We start from the raw sequence: 22,487 nt of genomic DNA, 5'->3' as shown, positions 1-22,487 counted from the left end.
CAGTGAACTCAATCTTCCTGGCGCACCGAGTTGGCTGGTTTGGGGGCTGCTGCGCAGCCCAGCGGGGATAAATCCCCTCGCCACAAAAACGGTCAGACCCTGTGCTTGCCTTCAACCTTTCAGGTACAACACGACCCCCCCTGTGGGAGCGGGCTTGCTCGCGAAAGCGGTGGTTCAGTCAGCATCTTTGTTGGAGGTGCCGACGCCATCGCGAGCAAGCTCGCTCCCACAGTTTGATCTGCGGTTGACCTGGATTTTTCAGGCACAGCACTGAACCGCCTGTGGGAGCGAGCTTGCTCGCGATAGCGGTGGGTCAGTCAACATCAATGCTGAATGTACCGCCGTCATCGCGAGCAAGCTCGCTCCCACATTTTTGATCTGCGGTTGACCTGGATTTTCTGGCACAACACGCTCCCTGTGGTGGGTTTCAAGCCCCCTAGTGGGGGCTTGATTCAGGCGGTGAAGTCGCTGGCGTGCAGCTCCTTGACGCCGACCAGTTCGAAATCGAACTCGGGGGTGGCGTCGGCGTTGGTGCTGCCGGAGAGGATGCCATCGACGAAGCGCAGCTGGCCGGTGGCGTTGGTGGCGTCGAAGGCGTTGCTGCCGATGAACGTGAAGGTATCGACCGTGGCGGTCAACGGGTTGGCATCCAGGCCGGTGAGGTCCAATTTGTCGAACTCCGCGCTCTTGAAGCCGTTGATCACATCGCGCAAAGCCCCGACGCCCATGTCCGACAGCGCACCAAACGCGTAGGTGTCCGCGCCGGTGCCGCCGGTAAGGTTGTCGGTGCCCGCGCCGCCGATCAAGCGGTCATCGCCGGAACCGCCCACCAACGTATCGTTGCCGGCCCCACCGTCGAGGACGTTCGCCGCACTGTTCCCCGACAGCGTGTCGGCGTAGGCGCCTCCTTTCAGGTTCTCGATGAATTTCAAGGTATCGAGCCCGGACCCCACGGTGTTTTGTTGCGCAGACGTCGAGAGGTTGACGGTGACGCCGGACAGCGCGCGTTCAAAGCTGGCTGTGTCAATGCCATCGCGTCCATCCAGGACATTGTTGCCGGCACCGGCGAACAGCGTATTGCCCAACGCGTTGCCGATGCCATTGGCGGCACCGGTACCATCGACATACAGGTTCTCGACGTTGTTGCCCAAGGTGTAGGTCGCCAGACTGCTGTGCACGCTGTCGATCCCGCCCGTCACCGTATTGCTGTTGGTCTCGATCACGCTGTCATCGGCATTGTCGACAAAGTAACTGTCGTTGCCATCGCCACCGCTCATGCTGTCGGCCCCCGCGGCGCCGTCGAGCACGTTGTTGGCGGCATTGCCGGTGATGAAGTTGCGCCGTTCATTGCCGGTGCCGTCGATGTCCGAAACCCCGGTGAGTACCAGGTTCTCGAGATTGGCCCCCAGCGTCCAACTGACCGAGGCCTGCACCGTGTCGATCTGTGAGGTCGAAGTGTTGGTTTCCACCACGCTGTCGAAGGCGTTGTCGACCACGTAGATGTCGTTGCCATCGCCACCGGTCAGGGTGTCCGCGCCGAGGTCGCCATCCAGGGTGTCGTTGCCCGCGCTGCCCACCAGGGTGTCGTCCTGGTCGGTGCCGGCGATCATCCCGCCCTGGTTCTGGCCTTTGTCGAAGATGTCCTGCACGCTGTTGTTGTCGTTGGGGTTGCCTTGGAAGCCCAGGTCATCGGCGATGTAGTCCGCCAGGCGCTGGCCGACGATTTCCGCCGATTCTTCGTGCAGGTGCCAGACGTCATCGGGGTACACCAATGGATCGACTTCATAGCGCAAGGGCAGGTCGGTGTAGTCCACCGCCAGCTTGACGTCGGCGCGTTCTGCGGCCATGGCTTCCTGGGCGGCGCGGACATAACCGACGCCTTCGACGATGGCAGCGATCTTCTCTTCCGAGTAACCCCGGGCCCGGGCCGCGTCCTCTGAGTAATGACCGGTTTCCATCAGGTACACGCTGAAATTGCCGAATTGGGCATGCAGGTAATCGAAGACTTTCAGGGTCGCGGCCTTGTACGCCGCCGCGGCTGCGGCCTTGTCCGTGGCGCGGGCGATTTCCTGGGCGGCTTCCTCGCCCTGGCCCCAGATGATGCCCATGGTGACGTTATCGATCGACTGCAGTTCGGTGCGCTGGTCGCGCAGCAACGTCACCGCCCGCAACAGCGCCTGCCCCGGTTGGTTGGTGTCGGTCAGCCACCAGCACAGCTTGAGTTCCTCGGCGCTGAGCGTGGACAGGCCGTTGACCGTGCTGCCGCCGACCGCGATGTCGATACCGTTGCCATCGGCATCGGTGAACTGGCTGCGCACGTCGTAGGTGGTGTAGCGGCTCAGGTCATTGACCAGCATCGAGGTGCCGGATTGGTTGTCGTCCTCGGTCATGCGCAGCAAACGCGCATTGGATTGGCCGAGGGTCGGCAGGTAGAGAATGTCCTGCTGGGCACGCTCACCGAAGACGAAATCGTTGGCGGTGAGGGTGTTGAGGTAGTTGCCGTTGAGGGCGATCTCGAAGCGATTGCCATCGGCGTCGGCTTCGGCGGACTTGACGTAGGTCTTGTCGCCGGCAGCGTTCAGGGTCATGTACAACGTGCCGTTGCTGCCATCGCCGAGGCCGAGCAAGCCCAGCCCCGAAACGTCGATTTTGTCGACGCCGACGGTGAAGTCATAAATCGTGTCGGTGGCCGTGACACCCCCGGTGTCGTAGTCGCGGTAGCTGTCGGACAGGTTGTTGTAGCGAAACGTGTCGGCGCCATCGCCACCGTACAACGAATCCCGTCCGGCGCCGCCGTCGACGATGTCCGCACCGGTCCCGGCCTTGATCGTGTCGTTGCCGCCGAGGCCGAGGATCAGGTCCGCTCCCGTCGTGCCGTTGAGGGTTTCGGCGTTGTTGGTGCCGGTGATGGTATTGGCGGGCGCATCGGCCACCACCAGGGTGAAGTTGTCGCTGACCGAGGCGCCCGAGGGATCGGTGGCCTTGACCAGGACGTCGTAGTTGCCCGCCGCGGTGCTGGTTGGCGTGCCGCTGAAGGTCAGGTTGGTGGCATTGAAACTCAGCCAGGCGGGCAGGGCGTTGCCGTTGGCGAGGGTCGCGGTGTAGGTCAGCACATCCTGGTTGGCGTCGGTGAAGCTGTTGCTCGCCACGGTGTATTGGAATGGCGTGCTTTCACTGGCGTTCTGGTCCAGGAGTGGGGTGGCCACGACTGGCGCCACGTTGGTGGGGTTGGTCTGGTCGGCGAAGACGAAGTGAGTGGCCGTCAGGCTGCTGACCAGGTTGCCCGCTAGCGACACTTCGAAGCGATTGCCGTTGGCATCGACCGTGAGGTCCTTGAGGTAGGTGCGGTTGGTCGACGAACTGTAAGTGACCTGCAGGGTGCCGTTGAGCCCGTTGCCCAGGCCGGTATAGCCCAGGGCTGACACATCGATCTTGTCGGCGGCCACGTCGAAGTCGAGGATCTGGTCACTGGCGCTGGTGGAGCTGGTGCGGTAGCTGTCGAGTTTCGAGGTGTAGCGGAACACGTCGGCCCCGGTGCCACCGGTGAGTTTGTCGACCCCGGTGCCGCCGACCAGGATGTCGTTGCCGGCGCCTCCATTAAGGGTGTCGTTGCCCGCGCCACCGAACAGTTGCTCATTGGCCGCGGTGCCGGTCAGCGTGTCGTTGTTCGGCGTGCCATTGATCACAATGGCGGCGGGGACGTCCTGCACGGCGAGAGTAAAACTGTCGCTGACGGTGGCGTTGCTGCCGTCGGTCGCCGTGACCTGGATCGAGTAGGTGCCCGACGCGGTGTCGGGCGGCGTGCCGCTGAAGGTGCGGGTGGCGGCATCGAAGATCAGCCAACTGGGCAGGGCGCTGCCATTGGCGAGCTTGGCGGTGTAGCTCAGGCTGTCGTTGTCCGGATCGGTGAAGCTGGTGGCCGGCACCACGTAGCTGAACGGGGTGTTTTCGCTGGCGTTCTGATCCACCAGCGGCGTAGCCAGCACCGGCGCCTGGTTGGTCGGCGACGTGGTGGCGAAGACGAAGTTGGCGCTGGTCAGGGTGTTGAGGTAATTACCGTCCAGCGCCACTTCGAAGCGGTTGCCATTGGCGTCGGCCTCCAGGGATTTGATGTAGGTCTTGGTGCCGGCACTGTTGAGCACCAGGTACACGGTGTTGTTCTTGCCATCTCCCAGGCCGGTGAAACCCATGGCCGAGAGGTCGATCTTGTCGGCGCTGACGTTGAAGTCGGTGATCAGGTCGCCCAGGTTGGCACCGCCGGTGTTGTAGTTACGGTAGCTGTCCAGGCGATTGGCGAACACAAAGGTATCCGCCCCAGCGCCGCCGGTGAGGGTGTCCATCCCGGCGCCACCGTCGAGCTTGTCATCGCCGGCGCCGCCACTGAGGCTGTCATTGCCCGCCAGGCCGAGCAAGGTGTCGGCCGCATCGCTCCCCAGCAGCGAGTCACTGCCGCTGGTGCCGGTGATCACCCGGTTGAAGATGAAGTTGTTGGCGGTCAGGGTACTGGCCAGGTTGCCCGAGAGGATCAGCTCGAAGCGATTGCCGCTGGCATCGGCGTCGAAGTCCTTGATGTAGGTGCGGTTGCTGCTGGCGTTGTAGCTGACTTGCAGGGTGCCGCCACGGCCATTGCCCAGGCCGGTGAAACCGAGGCCGGCGAGGTCGATCTTGTCCTGGGTGACGTCAAAGTCGGTGATGGTGTCATCGAAGCTGGTGGTCGCGTTGCGATAACTGTCCGACTGAGCGACGAAACGGAACGTATCGGCGCCGGTGCCACCGGTGAGTTTGTCGACGCCCGCGCCGCCTACCAGGATGTCGCTTCCGGCCCCGGCGTTGATGGTGTCGTTGCCCGCCGCGCCATAGAAAATCTCGCTGGCGCTGGTGCCCGTAAGGATGTCGTTGCCGGCCGTGCCTTGCACGGTGGTCATGGGCACCGTGGCGCTGACGTAGCTGCCGTCGCCATAGACCAGCGTGGCGCCCTTGCTGGTGTGGCTGATGGTGTTGGCGATGATGGCGTTGCGGTCGGTGCCGTCTTCATTGCGCTCTGCAACACCGTAGGTCGACAGGTCGCTGCCGCTGATGATGTTGCCCTGGATGAGGTTGTCGCTGCCGTTGAAGTACTTGCCGGACACGCCCAGGGTGTCGTCATAGGACTGGATGATGATTTCCGGTACGGCACTGCCCAGTGCGTTGTTGTTGAGGGTGTTGTCGATGACCTCGACGTGGTTGCTGCCGTAGATGCGGATCCCGGCGCTGGCGTTGTCATGGATATCGATGCCCGTGACGGTCACTTCGCTGGAGAGCTTGATCAGCACGCCTTCGGCGCCGTTGCCATACGCCTCGCCGCCGGTGATGGTGATGTTGCTGGGCGAGGGGATGTCCTCGCTGCCACGCTGGACCACGATGCCGTTGCCGCCGTTGTCGTAGGCGACGTTATTGGTCATGGTGAAGTCGTGGGTGCTGGTGACGACGTTGAAACCGTGGCGGTCGTTGTTGTAGGCGATGTTGTTTTCGAAGGTGCTGTCGCTGAGGAAGTCGGCGACGAAACCGTCCAGGCCGTTGCCGTGGGACACGCTGTTCTTGATGACCATGTTGACGGTTTGCTCGTGGGGGTCGAAACCGTACCCGGAGCAATCCTTGATCTCGACGCTGTCGAGGGTGACGTTGGAGTCGTAGCCTTCTTCGCCGGGAATATAGCCGTTGAACCAGCCGTCGACCTTGCCGGTGGTGCTGTCGCGGTTGCCGTCGATGGTGAGGTTGCTGACGCCGAAATCGTGGGTTTCCTCGCCATACGCCGAGCGGATGATGCCGGTGATCTTGGTGTCGGAGCCATCGGCCAGCTTGACCGTGGTGTCACCCATGCCGTCGCCGTACAGGTAGACGTTGCTCTTGAGCATCAGGCAGCCGTCGGAAGGTTCTTCGCCCCCCGAAACGATGTAGGTGCCGGTCGGCATGTACACCTGGCCTCCGCCGGCCGCAGCCGCCGCATCAATCGCACTCTGAATGGCTGCCGTGTCGTCGGTGATGCCATCTCCTTTGGCGCCAAAATTTTGTACGTTGAAAATCATGAGCTTATCTCCGTATCAGGCTTAAACCTCGGTAGACGCCAATATTCCATCGACGACCTCGGTGTTATGACCCAACGGAGCGCAAAAGTTGTGACCGCATATCGGGGAAAGTGTCAAAAAGCCGGACTAACTGATCAGCGGTTGTTTGGGGATGGGCAGGAACAACGTTCCGTTGACGCTTTCTTAACGCTAACGACGCCCTTTGTGGGAGCGAGCTTGCTCGCGATAGCGGTGTATCAGTCGCCATTGATGCCACTGAACCGACGCTATCGCGAGCAAGCTCGCTCCCACAGGGTTTGTGGTGGGGCGGACATACGGTTTCCTTGATTGGCATCAACCCCGCTTCAGGGACCGCGCGATAACCTCGACTAAACCATCGTCCCGCTGAAAGGGGCGGCCGAGGACGCTCATGAGTTATCCGCTGTTTCTGACCTTGCATCTGTTTGCCGCGCTGGTGTTCATCGGCACGGTGTTCTTCGAGGTCCTGTTCCTGGAAAGCATCCGCAAGCAACTGCCCGCCAAGGTCATGGTGTTGCTGGAACAAGGCATCAGCCGGCGCGCCCGGCAGTTGATGCCGTGGGTGCTGCTGGTGTTGTTTGGCGCAGGCGGTGGCATGGTCTGGTTGCGCTATTGGCCGGCGTTGTCGGCACCGTTGCAGTCGTCCTTCGGCGTGCTGCTGGGGCTGAAGATCCTGTTGGCGGGCAGTGTGCTGGGGCATTTTCTCTGGGCCATGTGGCTGTTCAGACGCGGGCGAATGAACGCCCGTTACGTGCACATCATCCATGTCAGCGTGTTCCTGCATATGGTCGCGATCGTGCTCCTGGCCAAGGCCATGTTCTACGTCACCTGGTAAGCGCTGGCGGGGGCGAGGCGCTTGATACAGGTCAAGGTGGCCCGGCGGGTTAGCGCGCAAACTGCCCCCGCACAGCTACTCGGAGATTGTCATGTTCGACCCGTTCCATACCCTCGGTGAGCGACCCTCGGAACGTGTCCCTGCGGTGGCTGATTTCGATTGTCCGGTTGGCACGCGCAGGTTCCATAAAGGTATCGGCTCCCTCGACCTGCTTCGAGGGTTGCGCACCAGTCGCCAGAAACGACGGCCCCTATCCGTGGCGGTGCACTTGCCTTCGCGCTTGCGGCTGGCGTCATGTTCGCCCCTTGCCAGCGACTGCCGATGCGGCGAGATCGAAGGCTATCTGCAACGCCTGGCGTATGAGATGGGCCTGGTCGGTTGCCACCTGGGGGCAGGGCGGCGGGTCGAGCAGTTCTGCCTGACCGGCGGCACGCCGGTGATCGCTCATTTGCAAAAGCTGATGAGTGATCTGCGCAAACGCTTCGACTTCAGCGAGTACGACGGCGCCGATCACAGCATCGAGGTGGACCTGCATCACACGGACTGGTCGACCATGGGGCTGATCCGTGACCAGGGTTTCACCCATGTCAGCATCGGCGTGCCCGACATTGGCGTCGACAGCGAGCTGCCAGTCGATTGCTACCAGAATCCGGCGCCGATCCATTCGCTGATCGATGCGGCGCGCACGTTTGGTTTTCGCTCCATCAACATCGATTTGGGCTACGGCCACGCCTGGCAGACGCCCAGCAGTTTTGCCCTGAAGCTGGCAACGTTGATCGAACTGGAACCGGACCGGTTGCACGTTTTCGACTATGCCCGCGCGCCTTATCGTTATCGCTCGAAGAACGCCGGGGTGGCCGGTTCCTTTTGCAGCCCGGCCGACAAGGACGCCATGCGGCGCATCTGTTGCGAACAGTTGATTGGCGCCGGTTATCACTACATCGGCCTGGGCCAGTTCGTCAGGGCCGACGATGACTTGGCGGTGGCCCAGGAGCATGGACGCCTGCACCGCAATTGTCAGGGGTTTACCCGTCACGGTTGCTGTGATCACGTGGGCTTCGGTTTGTCGGCCATCACTCAGATCGAGCACCTGTACGTACAGAACACCGACGACCTGCTGCACTATTGCCAGCAACTGGACGCCGGGCAATTGCCGGTGTGTCGCGGCTGGCGCTGTGAAGCGCAGGATCAGGTCAAGGCGAGCGTGACCGAGCAGCTTTCCTGTGATCTGGAACTGGATATACCCGCCATCGAAGCGCGTTTCGGCCTGGTGTTTCGCGAGCACTTTGCTTCCGTCTGGCCGTCGCTGGAAGCGTTGCAAGATCAGGGATTGATCGAACTGTCGAGCCGGTTTATCGGCATCCTGCCCGCCGGACGCTTGAGCGTGGATGCGATCTGCGATCTGTTCGATTCAGCGCCGGATGACGCAAGCCCACCCGTTTTTGAAAAGTTGCCCCCATCATGAAAACTGCTTCCGGTTTCAATCGGGCCCTGGTGGAGAAATACGACCGCCCGGGACCGCGCTACACCTCCTATCCGACAGCCCCGCAGTTCCACCAGGCCTTCGCCATGGACGAATACCGCCAGGCCGCCCAGCGCAGTCACGAGGCTGCGCTGCCCAAGCCGTTATCGGTGTACATCCACATCCCGTTCTGCCAGAGCCTCTGCTATTACTGCGCGTGCAACAAGATCATCACCCGCAAGACCCATCGCGCCGTCGAATACCTGGCCTACCTCAAGCGTGAAATAGCCCTGCAGGCCGCCTTGTTCGACCGCGCGCGCAAACTGACCCAGTTGCATTTGGGCGGCGGCACGCCGACTTACCTGACCCATGAGCAACTGGCCGACCTGATGGACTGCCTGCACCAGTCGTTCGATATGGACGACAGTGATGCCCATGAGTTTTCCATCGAGGTCGATCCGCGGACCATCGATGGGCAACAGATCCAAGGCCTGCGCCAGTTGGGGTTCAATCGCCTGAGCTTCGGCGTCCAGGACTTCGATGCCCAGGTGCAGCTCGCTGTCAATCGGGTGCAAAGCGAGGCCCAGGTCGTCGAACTGGTGGAGGCCGCGCGCCGGGCGCGCTTCAAGTCCGTCAGCGTCGATCTGATCTATGGCCTGCCGTTGCAGACCGTCGCCAGTTTCGATGTCACCTTGAGCAAGATCATCGCCCTGCGTCCGGACCGGATCGCGGCCTACAGCTATGCCCACCTGCCGCAACGGGTGCGGGCGCAGCGGATGATACGGCCCGAAGACATGCCGCCGCCCGAGCGCAAACTGGAGCTACTGGAGCTGACCATCAATCGCCTGACCGAAGCCGGCTATGTCTACATCGGCATGGACCACTTCGCCCTGCCGGATGATGAACTGGTGCGCGCTCGCGCCCAGGGTACTTTGCAGCGCAATTTCCAGGGGTATTCCACTCATGCCGATTGCGATCTGATTGGTCTGGGAGTGTCGTCGATCGGCAAGGTCGGTGACAGCTACAACCAGAACGTCAAGGAGCTTTCCCAGTATTACGCCCGGCTGGACCAAGGCCTGCTGCCGGTGCAGCGCGGCTATCGGTTGAGTGACGATGATCGACTGCGGCGCGAGGTCATCAATGAACTGATGTGCCATGGGCGCATCGACTTCGGTCGGATCGACAACGCCCACGGCATTCGATTCGGCGAATACTTCGCCGATGCCCTGGACCGGCTCCAGGAGCTGGTACGCGATGGGTTGCTGGAGATTCGCGACGCCGAGCTGGTGTTATTGCCCCAGGGACAATTGATGATGCGCAACGTGGCGATGGCGTTCGACGCGTACCTGGGGGCGGACCAGACGGTTCAGTATTCGCGTACGGTCTGATGTCCGAACCGCTCTTGTGGCGAGGGAGCAAGCTCCCTCGCCACAAGAGGTCGATTTTGTCCCGCCAGGACCATCCTGTATCCGGCATCTGGGAGATGGACGATGAAAGTTTGACCACCATCGTCTTGCCGCCGCAGTGTAAAGTGCGCGTTGTAAGCGGCGCTGGGGCTGCAGTGGTGATGGATTGACCTGCCCCTGAACGTTCGCCGTGCAGGTTTCTGGTATGGAAAATTCTATGGATTATGTTGCGCTTTCGTTGTTGGCCGTATTGTTGGTTCCGGGGCCGACGAACTCATTGTTGTTACAAGTCGGTGTGAGTCGAGGGCTCAATGCGCGCTCGATGCGTTTCGTCGCAGCCGAATGGTTGGCGTACGTTATCCAGACGACGATGTGGGGGGTGTTCATTGATCTGCTCATTGCGGAACACTCGTGGGTGGTGACCGCCACCAAGATTTTTGCCGTGTGCTTCTTGTTTCATATTTCCCTCAAGCTTTGGCTCTCGGTAAAAAATGACGCGCCTGGCGCAACTGCGGGTATTACCGTTGCGGATCTGTTTGTGGCAACGCTGACCAATCCCAAAGGGTTGTTTTTTGTTTCCTTCGTTGCTCCGGCGGGTACGTTCTTGTCGCTGGATAACTGGCTGTCATTCATGTTGCTGTTTTCAGCCATTGTTTTTCCGGTAGGGCTTGTGTGGATTGCGGCTGGCGCTTTTTGTGGCCGAAAATTTCACGCGATTGTGTCTGGACGATTTTTGAATCGAGCCATCTCTGTGGTGATTGGGTTGTTCGCTTGCAGCATGCTTTTCAATATCGCATCCCAGGTACATTTCGCCTGAATCTGGGCCGATATTGACGCCAGGGCGCCTGACAATTCGGAGTTGGACCTTCAATTTTCAAGCTGCAAAGCCCTTTCCAGGAACCCTGCCGTTCGACTCTCCCGGCATTTCGCTACAGTCTCCGGAGACCCGCAAACCACCACGTTTCCGCCCTGGGTGCCAGCCCCCGGGCCGATATCGATGACCCAGTCACTCTGCGCCACCACTCGCATGTCATGTTCCACCACAACCACCGTATGACCTTCTTCCACCAGGCGATTCAACTGCACCAGCAAACGGTCTACGTCCTGGGGATGCAACCCGTTGGTCGGCTCGTCCAACACGTACAAGGTTGCGCCACGAGCCTTGCGCTGCAGTTCTGTCGCCAGCTTGATCCGCTGGGCTTCGCCGCCGGACAGCTCCGTGGCCGGTTGGCCAAGGCGCAGGTAGCCCAGGCCGATATCTTGCAGCACTTGCAACGAACGCCTGGCCGCCGCTTGTTCGGCAAACACCTCGAGGGCCTGGTTCACGGTCAGTTGCAACACCTGGGAAATGTCCAGGCCCTGCCAGCGAACTTCCAGGGTCTGCGGGTTGTAGCGCGCGCCGTGGCAGGTGGGGCAGGGGGCGTACACGCTGGGCATGAACAACAACTCCACGCTGACGAAGCCTTCACCTTCGCAGGTCTCGCAGCGCCCCTTGGCGACGTTGAAGGAAAACCGCCCGGCATCGAACCCCAGCGCCTGCGCCTGCTCGGTCGCGGCGAACAGTTTGCGCACGTGATCGAACAGCCCGGTGTAAGTGGCGAGGTTGGAGCGCGGGGTGCGGCCAATGGGTTTCTGGTCCACCTGCACCAGCCGCTTGATCGCGTCGAGCCCCGCAGCCACGCGCCCAGTGCTGGTTTGCACGGGTTCGTCTTCCAGGCTTTGCTCATCGGGTTCGGCGTTGGGGCTGGCTTGACCCAGGTGGGCGCCGACCAGATCCAGCAGGGCCTGGCTGACGAGACTGGATTTGCCTGAGCCAGAAATGCCGGTCACGGCGGTGAAGCAGCCCAACGGGAAGGCTGCGCTCAGATTGTCGAGGTTGTTGCGGGTGATGCCTTCCAGGCGCAGCCAATCCTTGGGTGCTCGCGGGCTGCGTGTCGCGGCGTGTGCTTCGCCAAACAGGTAGGCGCGGGTGCGTGATTCAGGCACCTGGCCAAGGCCTGCCGGCGGGCCGCTGTAGAGGACTTTCCCACCTTGTTCGCCAGCGTCCGGGCCCACGTCGATGAGCCAGTCGGCGCGGCGCATGGTATCGAGGTCATGTTCGACCACAAACACCGAGTTACCCGCTGCCTTGAGGCGTTGCAGGGCACCAAACAACGCTTCGCTGTCAGCCGGGTGCAGGCCGGCGGAGGGTTCGTCCAGCACGTAGATCACGCCGAACAGTTGGGAGTTGAGCTGGGTCGCCAGGCGCAGACGTTGCAGTTCGCCGGAGGAAAGCGTCGGCGTGCTGCGCTCCAGGGCGAGGTAGCCGAGGCCCAGGTCGATCAGGGTGGTGATCCGTTCCAGCAGCTCGGCGGCGATGCGCTGGGCGGCCAGGCGTTTTTCCAGGGACAGATTGTGGGTGTGGCGTGCATCAGGCCCACCGACGTGGGGATTCTCGCCCCGGGCCGCGCGTTGCTCGCGGGCATCGCGGGTTTGCTGGTGGGTGAGGGTTGTTCCCGGTTCCTCGGCTTGCGCCAGATAATCGGGGGCGGCAACGCCCTTGAGCACCTCGGCCAGTTCCAGCAACGGCAGGTGGGACAGTTCGGCAATGTCCAGGCCGGCAAAGGTCACCGTCAGAGCCTGGCGTTTGAGGCGTTTACCTTCGCACACCGGGCAAGGGCTGGCGCGCATGTATTGCGCCACGCGCTTGCGCATCTGGGCGCTTTGGGAGTGCATGAACGTGTGCAGCAGGTAGCGTCGGGCGCCGCTGAACGTGCCCTGATAGCTGGGCTCGAGTTTGCGCTTGAGGGCGGTGCGGGTCTGGGCCGGCGTCAGTCCGGCGTAGACGGGAACGGTAGGGGTTTCTTCGGTGAAGAGAATCCAGTCCCTTTGCTTTTTCGGCAGGTCGCGCCAGGGGATGTCGACGTCATACCCCAGGGTCACCAGAATGTCCCGCAGGTTCTGGCCCTGCCAGGCCATGGGCCAGGCAGCCACGGCGCGTTTGCGGATGGTCAGCGATGGGTCCGGCACCATGGACGCTTCGGTCACTTCATAGACCCGACCCAGGCCGTGGCATTCCTGGCAGGCGCCCTGGGGCGTGTTGGGCGAGAAGTCCTCGGCGTAGAGCATCGGTTGGTCGGCCGGGTAGCTGCCGGCGCGGGAGTAGAGCATACGAATCAGGCTCGACAGGGTGGTGACGCTGCCCACCGATGAACGCGCACTGGGGGTGCCGCGTTGTTGCTGCAAGGCGACTGCTGGGGGCAGGCCTTCGATGCTGTCCACGTCCGGCACGCCCACCTGGTCGATCAGGCGCCGCGCATAGGGCGCGACGGATTCGAAGTAGCGACGCTGGGCTTCGGCATAGAGCGTGGAAAAGGCCAGCGACGACTTGCCGGACCCCGACACGCCGGTGAACACCACCAAGGCATCGCGAGGGATGTCCACATCGACATTCTTGAGGTTGTGTTCGCGGGCGCCACGCACCCGGACGAAACCGGTGGCTTGCGGCAATGAAGAGGCGGTGGCGGGGCCAGAGCTTGCGGGCATGGAGCGTTCCTTGTGGGCGTCTGCTTAACGCATTGAGGCTTTCAGGTGAAACGGCGTCACGGAGAGAATGGAACCTGGGTCACAGCGTTGACAATTATGCGACCGGGTTCGTCCATGCTCGTGCGATAAAAATTTACTCCGGACAAAAGAGATGAGAAAAGCTTCGCAGTTTTCCCCCGGATACGGACCTCCCCATGCCTCGTTCAAAACTGCTTTCTAGATTATTTGTCGCCCTGCTGGCCGGCGCGGCGCTGTGGTACATGTGGATGCTCACCAGTGCCAAGCTGGAGTGGGGTGGTGCCAGCCCCGATCAGCAGCAAGTGGGCGTCGTGAAGGATACCCGCTTGCGCGCGATGACCCAGTATTGCACGGGCGTGACGGTGACACCGCAGGGGACTTGGCTGGTGGGACGCCTGGAGGACGAGGCCCAAGCGCTTGAACCGTCCACTGATGTGGTGGACCTGGATGCGCTGGTCTATGGCAAGCCCGCCGAGCCTGAAGAACCGGAGATGCCCGGGACGTTTGCCCATTTGTTCTCTCGTCCCGAAACGGAAACCTCGTTCATTTCCCGCCTGGATGCCCAGGGGCAATTTCAGTTCGTGGCCCATGTCAGCGGCGCCGCCTGCCTGGTGGCGAGTCCGGACGGGAGCAGTGTGTTCCTGCTCACCGGCCTTCGTCGGCCTGAAACGGCGAATACCCATGAGCCCGATCAAACCGTAGTCTTTCGCAGTGATGACCAAGGCCAGCGCTGGACGTGGTTGACCCAGGGGTGGTTTCCCGAGGCCGATTCGTTGGCCTGGAGCCTGGTTCCCTATTTCCATGGCGCGAATGAAGTCTGGGCCGTGGGCAGGCCGGACGTGGTGGACACCGATGAAGAGAAACCGAGTGCCGTTTCCACTGGCGTCTTTTATTCGGCTGATCGCGGTGCGCACAGCTCGCCGATCATGGGCCCCGAGTCGTTGCTGGTGTCCGCCGAATACGCCCACGGCAAACGTCCTGACATCACTGAGTGGGGCACGAGTGCAGGTGAACACGGGGACATCCAGACCAGTGTCCTGCAGCTGGATGCACAGACGGCCTTTATCTGGGTGTCCCAACGCTTCTGGGGCGGCCATCCGGATGGCGTCAGCCACAATGTCGCGGTCAACGTCACGACACGGGCCCGGTTGCAAGCCCAGGCAGGGCAGTGGCAGGTGGTGGATAGGCAGCGTGACGACAACCTGTTCGTGAGCAAGCTGCTACAGAACGATGCCGGGCGGGTGATGGGGCTGATTGACCAGGGGGACCGCGGGCAAAATGTGGTCGCCGAACTGGATACCGCCGCGCTGACCTGGACGCTCTTGGGTGACCTGCCCAGTGTTTTTGCACCTTTGGCATCGGATACCCAGGTGCGTGGCAGCAACGTCTGGATGGGGCAAAACACCCTGCTGATCAACACCACCAGCGATCACCAACCACCGCGCTGGCTCTCCTGGTGGTCGGACGCGAACATCTCCGCCGATGGCGTGTTCTATTCCAAGGATTGGGGCCGCTCCTGGCAACGCCTCGCCATCGGCGGCTACCTGGGCATTCTTGGCTTTCAACCGGCGCAGGACCGGGTGTTCTGGGCCAACGGTAACTGGTACGACAGCAATGACGGCCGCATCTATTCCTATGGGTTGCGCTGAGTACCGGACCGCGCATTATTATTTGAATTGACACCAACTTGTGGCGAGGGGATTTATCCCCGCTGGGGTGCGAAGCGCCCCCAATGAGGCTGATCAGGATCAACCTGACAAACCGCAGGGACGGGTTTTGGGGCTGCTTCGCACCCCAGCGGGGATAAATCCCCTCGCCACAGACTTTTTGTGAGTCGGGTTTAGTCTTCCCAAGTTGATTTCAATCAAGGGCCCAAGCCAGGGGCGGCCCCCACAATGATCGCCAAGATCCTGCCTCCAAGCCCTGGCGCTCATGACCCCTCCCTTTGTGATGCTGCACCTATCCCGCTCCTGGCTCCCCGGGCTGTTCGTTCTACTGCTGATGTTCGCCGCAATCGTCCAGGCCAAGGACTACGGTGACCTCCCGCAACAGCGCATCCATCATGTCCTGAGTCCGGTCGATTCGATCTCCGAGCCCGACGGTTCCTTCAAGGTTCGCAAACTGTCCGCCGCCGGCAAGGTCGTGGGTTATGTCTTCCAGAGCTTGGACGTGGTGGACATTCCGGCGTATTCAGGCAAGCCGATCAATGTCCAGGTGATCCTCGATCCTGCCGGGGTGATCCTCGATGCCTACGTGCTTGAACACCACGAACCGATCCTGCTGATCGGCATCGCCGAAGAAAAACTCCACGCTTTCAGCGCGCGCTACAGCGGCATCAAGGTCAACCAGCGGGTGGTGGTTGGGCATTCCAGCGACCCGAATGCGGTGACTGTCGATGCGATCGCCGGCGCCACTGTGACGGCCATGGTGGTCAACGAAGTGATCATGCGCGCCGCTCACGATGTCGCGGTGTCCCTGGGCCTGGTCAAGGGTGACGCAGGGTTGGCCGTGGCGCCGGCCCGGGTGCGCGAGGATATCTACCAACCCGCCGACTGGAAGACCCTGACTGGCAACGGCGCTGTCCGTCGCCTGCACCTGACCCGTGGCCAAGTCGATGCGTCCTTCAAGGGCACCGAAGCCGAGCAGGTCGAAACCGCCAGCGGCGAGCAGGTGAATGACACCTTCATCGACCTCTACGCCACCCACCTCAACCCTCCCACCATTGGCCGCAACCTGCTGGGCGATGCGCAGTACCGCGCGCTGATGAGCGAGCTCAAACCCGGTGAACACGCCATCGCGGTGATCGGCAGCGGGCGTTATTCCTTCAAGGGCTCGGGATACGTGCGTGGCGGTATCTTCGACCGGGTGCAGCTGCGCCAGTCGGGCGACACCATCAGCTTTCGCGACCTGGATTTCCAGCGCCTGAATGATGTGGCCCTCGACGACATGCCGGACTTCGACGAAATGGCGATCTTTATCATCCGCGCCTCCCACCGTTTCGACCCCGGCTCGCCCTGGACGCTGGAGCTGCTGGTGCGCCGCCAGACCGGCCCGGTCAGCGGCACCTTCAGCAGTTTCGAACTGGCCTATCAACTGCCCGAACCCTACCTGGAACGGCCATTGCCAACCGCCGAGCAACTGGCGGCCGCCGAGGAAGCCAGCCGGCCAATGTGGCTGACGCTCTGGTATCAGAAAAGCGTCGAGATCTCCGTACTCGGAGCGGCGCTGCTGGCGCTCACGATGATCCTGTTTTTCCAGGACTCACTGGCCCGGCGACCGAGGCTGCTGCATTGGCTGCGTCGCGGTTACCTGTTGTTCACCGTGGTGTTCCTGGGCGGCTTTGCGCTGGCGCAACTGTCGGTGGTGAACGTGCTGACCTTCGTCCACGCCTTGTTCGAAGGCTTTCGCTGGGAGCTGTTCCTCACCGATCCGCTGATTTTCATCCTCTGGGTGTTCACCGCCGCCAGCATTCTGTTGTGGGGGCGCGGGGTGTTCTGCGGGTGGTTGTGTCCGTTCGGCGCGTTGCAGGAGTTGCTCAACGAACTGGCGCGCACGCTCAAGGTGCCGCAATACGAGTTGCCGTTCGCCGTCCATGAGCGGCTGTGGGCGATCAAGTACATCATCTTGCTGGTGCTGTTCGGCGTCTCGCTGGAGTCGATGTCCAGCGCCGAACGGCTGGCCGAAGTGGAGCCCTTCAAGACCGCCATCACCCTCAAGTTCGACCGCCAGTGGTGGTTCGTGGCGTACGCGGTGGGCCTGCTGCTGATCAATCTGTTCACCCGCAAAGTCTATTGCCGCTATGTCTGTCCGCTGGGCGCAGCCCTGGCGATGCCGACCCGGCTGCGGCTGTTCGACTGGCTCAAACGCCGCAAGGAATGTGGCAACCCCTGCCAATTGTGCGCCAAGGAATGCGAGATCCAGGCGATTCACCCCGATGGCCGGATCAATGCCAACGAATGCCATTACTGCCTCGACTGCCAGATGACCTGGCACAACGAAAACAAATGCCCGCCGCTGATCAACAAGCGCAAGAAGCGCGGCAAGGCGAGCGTGACCGATGCGCAACTGATTCCCGTGGTGCAGGTGAACCCGGCGCCTTGAGGCACCCCAATGGCCTGTCCCTTGACCGTTTCATTCTTCATGGAGCACACAGCATGAGCGACAAAAAAGACCAAACCCCTGGCGCGGTGGAGGAACCCCGGGGTTTCAGCCGGCGCAGTTTTCTCGGCACCGGTGCGGTAACGGGGGCGGTACTGGCCGGCGCGACGGCGCTGGGGGCCGGGACGTTCACCCGTGAGTCCTGGGCCGCGGCGGCCAAGGAGGCCAAGTCCAAGATCCACGTCGGCCCAGGTGAACTCGATGAGTATTACGGTTTCTGGAGCGGCGGCCACCAAGGCGAGGTGCGGGTGCTGGGCGTGCCGTCGATGCGCGAGCTGATGCGCATCCCGGTGTTCAACGTCGACTCGGCCACCGGTTGGGGCCTGACCAACGAGAGCAAGCGCATTCTCGGCGACAGCGCCAAATACCAGAACGGCGACTGCCACCATCCGCACATCTCCATGACCGACGGCAAGTACGACGGTAAATACCTGTTCATCAACGACAAGGCCAACTCCCGGGTCGCGCGCATCCGCCTGGACATCATGAAGTGCGACAAGATCCTCACCGTGCCCAACGTGCAAGCCATTCACGGCCTGCGATTGCAGAAGGTGCCGTACACCAAGTACGTATTCGCCAACGCCGAGTTCGTGATCCCGCACCCCAATGACGGCCACACCTTCGACCTGCAAGACAAAAACAGTTTCACGATGTTCAACGCCATCGATGCCGAGAAAATGGAAATGGCGTTCCAGGTGATCGTCGACGGCAACCTGGACAATTCCGACGCCGACTACACTGGCAAATACGCCGCCAGTACCTGCTACAACTCCGAGAAGGCCTATGACCTGGGCGGCATGATGCGCAACGAGCGCGACTGGGTGGTGGTGTTCAACATCCCGCGCATCGAGGCGGCGATCAAGGCCGGCAAATTCATCACCCTGGACGGCTCCAAGGTGCCGGTGGTCGATGGTCGCAAGACCGATGGCAAGGACTCCGAGTTTACCCGCTACATTCCAGTGCCGAAGAACCCCCATGGGCTCAATACCTCGTCGGACGGCAAATACTTCATCGCCAACGGCAAGCTGTCGCCGACGGTCTCGATGATCGCCATCGACCGCCTGGACGACTTGTTCGCCGACCGCTTCAAGGACCCACGCGAAGTGATCGTCGCCGAGCCGGAACTGGGGCTGGGGCCGCTGCACACCACCTTCGACGGGCGTGGCAATGCCTATACGACGTTGTTCATCGACAGCCAGGTGGTGAAGTGGAACATGGACGAGGCCATCCGCGCCTACAAGGGCGAGAAGGTCAATTACATCAAGCAGAAACTCGACGTCCAGTACCAACCCGGCCACAACCACGCGTCCCTCACCGAAACCAGTGAGGCGGACGGCAAGTGGCTGGTGGTGTTGTGCAAATTCTCCAAGGACCGTTTCCTGCCCACCGGCCCATTGCATCCGGAGAACGATCAGTTGATCGACATTTCCGGTGATGAAATGAAGCTGGTGCACGACGGGCCGGCCTTCGCCGAACCCCATGACTGCATTCTCGCGCGGCGCGACCAGATCAAGACCCAGAAAATCTGGAACCGCAATGATCCGTTCTTTGCCGACACCGTGGCCCTGGCGAAGAAGGACGGCATCAACCTGGAAACCGACAACAAGGTCATCCACGACGGCAACAAGGTGCGGGTGTACATGACCTCGATGGCGCCGGCCTATGGCCTGACGGAGTTCACCGTCAAGCAAGGCAACGAGGTGACGGTGACCATCACTAACATCGATCAGATCGAAGACGTGTCCCACGGCTTTGTCATGACCAACCACGGCGCCAGCATGGAGATCAGCCCGCAACAGACCTCATCCATCACCTTCACCGCCGACAAGGCCGGCTTGCACTGGTACTACTGCAGTTGGTTCTGCCACGCCCTGCACATGGAAATGGTCGGGCGCATGCTGGTTGAAAAGGCCTGAGTCGGTTCATCAAGGAGACAGGTGCAATGACCGGGAAAAAGCCGCAACACGCCCGCCAACCGGTCATTGCGCTGGTGCTTTGCCTGTTATCGGGCGGGGCGTTCGGCGCACCGCAGCCGATCACCGATTTGCCTTTGCAGGCCGAGGGCACCCAGCAATGGCGCCTGCCTGCGGGCCACTACCGGGGCTCGTTCAGCATCGACCAGCCCATGACCCTCACGTGCGCGCCGGATGCAGTATTCCAGGGGCAGGGCGAGGGCAATGGGTTGATCATTCGCGCCCCGAACGTCCAGGTCCAGGGCTGTACCTTCCTGGACTGGGGCCACGACCTCACGGCCATGAACGCGGCCGTCTTCATCCAACCGGTCGCCCAAGGGGCCGTGGTTCGTGGGAACCGGATGCAGGGCCAGGGCTTCGGTATCTGGGTCGATGGCACGCGGGACGTCAGCCTGATCGACAACCACATCCAGGGCGACCCCAGCCTGCGCTCCCAGGACCGCGGCAACGGCATCCATTTGTATGCCGTACACGGCGCCCGGGTCATCGGCAACCAGGTGCGCGAAACCCGCGACGGCATCTACATCGACACTTCCAGCGGCAACCTGCTCCAGGGCAACGTCCTCGAAGACCTGCGCTACGGCGTGCATTACATGTTCGCCAACGATAACCGCCTGCTGGATAACGTCACCCGGCGCACCCGCACCGGTTATGCCTTGATGCAAAGCCGCCAGTTGACGGTCATCGGCAATCGCTCCGAACAGGATCAGAACTACGGGATCCTGATGAACTACATCACTTATTCCACCCTGCGCGACAACTTCGTCAGCGACGTGCGCGACGGGTCCACCGGCGACACCATGATCACCGGTGCCGAGGGCAAGGCCCTGTTCATTTACAACTCGTTGTTCAACCGCATCGAAGGCAATCATTTCGAGCGCAGCGCCGTGGGTATCCACCTGACGGCCGGCTCGGAGGATAACCGCATCGCCGGCAATGCCTTCGTCCATAACCAGCGCCAGGTCAAATACGTGGCCACGCGGTTGCAGGAATGGTCGGCGGATGGGCGTGGCAATTACTGGAGCGACTACCTGGGCTGGGATCGTAATGGTGACGGTATGGGGGATGTTGCCTATGAACCCAACGACAACGTCGATCGCCTGCTGTGGCTGTATCCCCAGGTGCGATTGCTGATGAACAGCCCGGGGATCGAACTGCTGCGCTGGGTGCAGCGGGCCTTCCCGGTGATGAAATCCCCCGGGGTGATGGACAGTCATCCGCTGATGCAAACCCCTGTCCAGCCCCCGTCACGCAACAGTACCCAGGAGGACGCGTCTTGAACGTCGTCGAGATCGAAGGGGTCAGCCAGCGCTATGGCGATGTCACCGTACTGCGCGGGCTGGACTTGAACCTGGCCCAAGGCGAGGTGCTCGGGCTGTTCGGGCACAACGGCGCGGGCAAGACCACCACCATGAAGTTGGTCCTCGGTTTGCTGCGGGCCAGTGAGGGCGAGGTGCGTGTCTTCGGCCGCGCGCCCAGCGACCCGGGTGTGCGACAGATGCTCGGTTATCTGCCCGAGAACGTGATGTTCTACCCGCAATTGAGCGGGCTGGAAACCTTGCGCCATTTTGCCCGGCTCAAAGGCGCGGCACCGGAGCAGGTCGAGCGTTTACTGGACGAAGTGGGGTTGGCGGGCGCTGCTCAACGGCGGGTAAGGACCTACTCCAAGGGCATGCGCCAACGCCTCGGCCTGGCCCAGGCCCTGCTTGGCCAGCCGCGCCTGTTATTGCTGGACGAACCGACCGTGGGCCTGGACCCCATCGCCACCCAGGACCTCTATCAATTGCTCGACCGCCTGCGTTGGCAGGGCACCAGCATCATTCTCTGTTCCCACGTCTTGCCTGGTGTGGAAGCGCACATCAACCGCGCCGCGATTCTTACCCAAGGTCGCCTGCTGGCCCTGGGCAGCCTGGCTCGGTTGCGGGAGGAGGCGGGGCTGCCGACGCTGATCCGAGCCTCGGGCCTGTCACGGGCCGATTGGCTTCGCCAGCATTGGCGCAGCGAAGGGCATGCCACCCAGGGTTGGGGGGCGGAAGGGGTGCAAGTGTGCGCGCCGGACGGCAGCAAACTGAAATTGCTGCGCCAGTTACTGGCCCAGGACGACCCGACGGATGTCGAGATCAAGCCGCCGTCGCTTGAGGATTTGTACCGTCATTACATGCTCCGTGCCGCGGCCGAGGAGGTCAGCCTATGAATCCGGTCTGGAACATGGCCCGCAAGGAGTTCAGCGATGGCCTGCGCAATCGCTGGTTGTTGGCGATCAGTTTGTTGTTCGCGGTGCTGGCGATTGGCATTGCCTGGCTCGGCGCTGCGGCGTCCGGTCAACTGGGGTTTACCTCGGTGCCCGCGACGGTGGCGAGCCTGTCCAGCCTGGCGACCTTCCTGATGCCGCTGATTGCCTTGCTGCTGGCCTACGACGCGATTGTCGGCGAGGACGAGAACGGCACCTTGCTGCTGTTGCTGACCTACCCGTTGGGGCGCGGCCAATTGCTGCTGGGCAAGTTTGTCGGCCACGGCTTGATCCTGGCCCTGGCCACGTTCATCGGTTTTGGCTGCGCCATGCTGGCCATCGCCCTGTTGGTGGATGATGTCCAGTTGAGCCTGCTGCTCTGGGCTTTCGGTCGCTTCATGCTGTCCAGCACGCTGTTGGGCTGGGTGTTCCTTGGGCTGGCCTATGTGCTGAGCAGTTTGTCGGCAGAGAAATCCACCGCGGCCGGGCTGGCGCTGGGGGTGTGGTTCTTCTTCGTGCTGGTGTTCGACCTGGCGTTGCTGGCGCTGCTGGTGCTGAGCGAGGGGCGCTTCAGCCCGCAGCTATTGCCATGGCTGCTGTTGTTCAACCCTACCGACGTCTATCGGCTGATCAATCTGTCCGGATTCGATGCGGTGTCCAGCGGCGCCGCGGTGCTGACCCTGGGCAGCGACCTGCCGGTGTCGGGGCCTTGGCTCTGGTTGTGCCTGGGTTTATGGATGGCGGTCCCGTTGTGGCTGGCCTATCGGTTGTTCAATCGCCGGAGCCCGTGAATTTCA

General features: G+C 61.9%; 12 protein-coding genes. 10 read left to right on the top strand and 2 right to left on the bottom strand.

The features are described 5' to 3' along the window. Positions 1–452 precede the first annotated feature (452 nt). On the bottom strand, positions 453–6,065 hold the full coding sequence (locus AC3A5O_RS20245) for a putative Ig domain-containing protein (RefSeq protein ID WP_487753637.1): 5,613 nt from the start codon (positions 6,063–6,065) through the stop codon (positions 453–455). A gap of 409 nt (positions 6,066–6,474) precedes the next feature. Between AC3A5O_RS20245 and AC3A5O_RS20240 the strand changes: the two genes are divergently transcribed. The 4 genes from AC3A5O_RS20240 (at position 6,475) to AC3A5O_RS20225 (ending at position 10,603) form a co-directional block, all read left to right on the top strand. Continuing rightward, positions 6,475–6,918, top strand: coding sequence for a CopD family copper resistance protein (locus tag AC3A5O_RS20240; protein ID WP_305481678.1), 444 nt, complete (start codon positions 6,475–6,477; stop codon positions 6,916–6,918). Between the two features lie 91 nt (positions 6,919–7,009). Then, on the top strand, positions 7,010–8,383 hold the full coding sequence (locus AC3A5O_RS20235) for an oxygen-independent coproporphyrinogen III oxidase (RefSeq protein WP_487753636.1): 1,374 nt from the start codon (positions 7,010–7,012) through the stop codon (positions 8,381–8,383). Continuing rightward, positions 8,380–9,768: an oxygen-independent coproporphyrinogen III oxidase gene (gene hemN, locus AC3A5O_RS20230; protein WP_487753635.1), complete on the top strand. Its 1,389-nt coding sequence runs from the start codon at positions 8,380–8,382 to the stop codon at positions 9,766–9,768. Before AC3A5O_RS20235 ends, hemN begins: the two co-directional genes overlap by 4 nt. 235 nt (positions 9,769–10,003) lie before the next feature. Continuing rightward, complete coding sequence (locus AC3A5O_RS20225) at positions 10,004–10,603, top strand: LysE family translocator (RefSeq protein WP_487753634.1); 600 nt, start codon at positions 10,004–10,006, stop codon at positions 10,601–10,603. 50 nt (positions 10,604–10,653) lie between these two features. On the opposite strand, the gene AC3A5O_RS20220 is transcribed toward AC3A5O_RS20225, so the two are convergent. Beyond that, entirely contained in the window at positions 10,654–13,311 is a 2,658-nt protein-coding gene (locus AC3A5O_RS20220) for an excinuclease ABC subunit UvrA (RefSeq protein WP_487753633.1), read from the bottom strand. 194 nt (positions 13,312–13,505) lie between these two features. Here AC3A5O_RS20220 and AC3A5O_RS20215 point away from each other — a divergent pair, with 194 nt between their 5' ends. The 6 genes from AC3A5O_RS20215 to AC3A5O_RS20190 all read left to right on the top strand — a co-directional run bounded on the left by AC3A5O_RS20215 (position 13,506) and on the right by AC3A5O_RS20190 (position 22,481). Next, complete coding sequence (locus AC3A5O_RS20215; protein ID WP_487753632.1) at positions 13,506–14,978, top strand: hypothetical protein; 1,473 nt, start codon at positions 13,506–13,508, stop codon at positions 14,976–14,978. A 301-nt stretch (positions 14,979–15,279) separates the two neighbouring features. Then, positions 15,280–17,430: a transcriptional regulator NosR gene (nosR, locus tag AC3A5O_RS20210; RefSeq protein ID WP_487753653.1), complete on the top strand. Its 2,151-nt coding sequence runs from the start codon at positions 15,280–15,282 to the stop codon at positions 17,428–17,430. Between the two features lie 53 nt (positions 17,431–17,483). Continuing rightward, complete coding sequence (nosZ, locus tag AC3A5O_RS20205) at positions 17,484–19,403, top strand: TAT-dependent nitrous-oxide reductase (RefSeq protein WP_122565559.1); 1,920 nt, start codon at positions 17,484–17,486, stop codon at positions 19,401–19,403. 26 nt (positions 19,404–19,429) lie between these two features. Next, positions 19,430–20,740: a nitrous oxide reductase family maturation protein NosD gene (locus AC3A5O_RS20200; protein WP_122565558.1), complete on the top strand. Its 1,311-nt coding sequence runs from the start codon at positions 19,430–19,432 to the stop codon at positions 20,738–20,740. After that, positions 20,737–21,654 (top strand): ABC transporter ATP-binding protein, encoded by a 918-nt coding sequence (locus tag AC3A5O_RS20195; protein ID WP_122565557.1) that lies wholly within the window; start codon positions 20,737–20,739, stop codon positions 21,652–21,654. The genes AC3A5O_RS20200 and AC3A5O_RS20195 overlap by 4 nt, the downstream gene beginning before the upstream one ends. Further along, positions 21,651–22,481, top strand: coding sequence for an ABC transporter permease (locus AC3A5O_RS20190; RefSeq protein WP_122565556.1), 831 nt, complete (start codon positions 21,651–21,653; stop codon positions 22,479–22,481). Before AC3A5O_RS20195 ends, AC3A5O_RS20190 begins: the two co-directional genes overlap by 4 nt. Positions 22,482–22,487 lie beyond the last annotated feature (6 nt).

It is taken from the genome of Pseudomonas sp. Soil_N_39 (assembly GCF_057655955.1).
The sequence above is the reverse complement of the archived record's forward strand: the minus strand, read 5'-3'. Positions and strand labels throughout refer to the sequence as shown.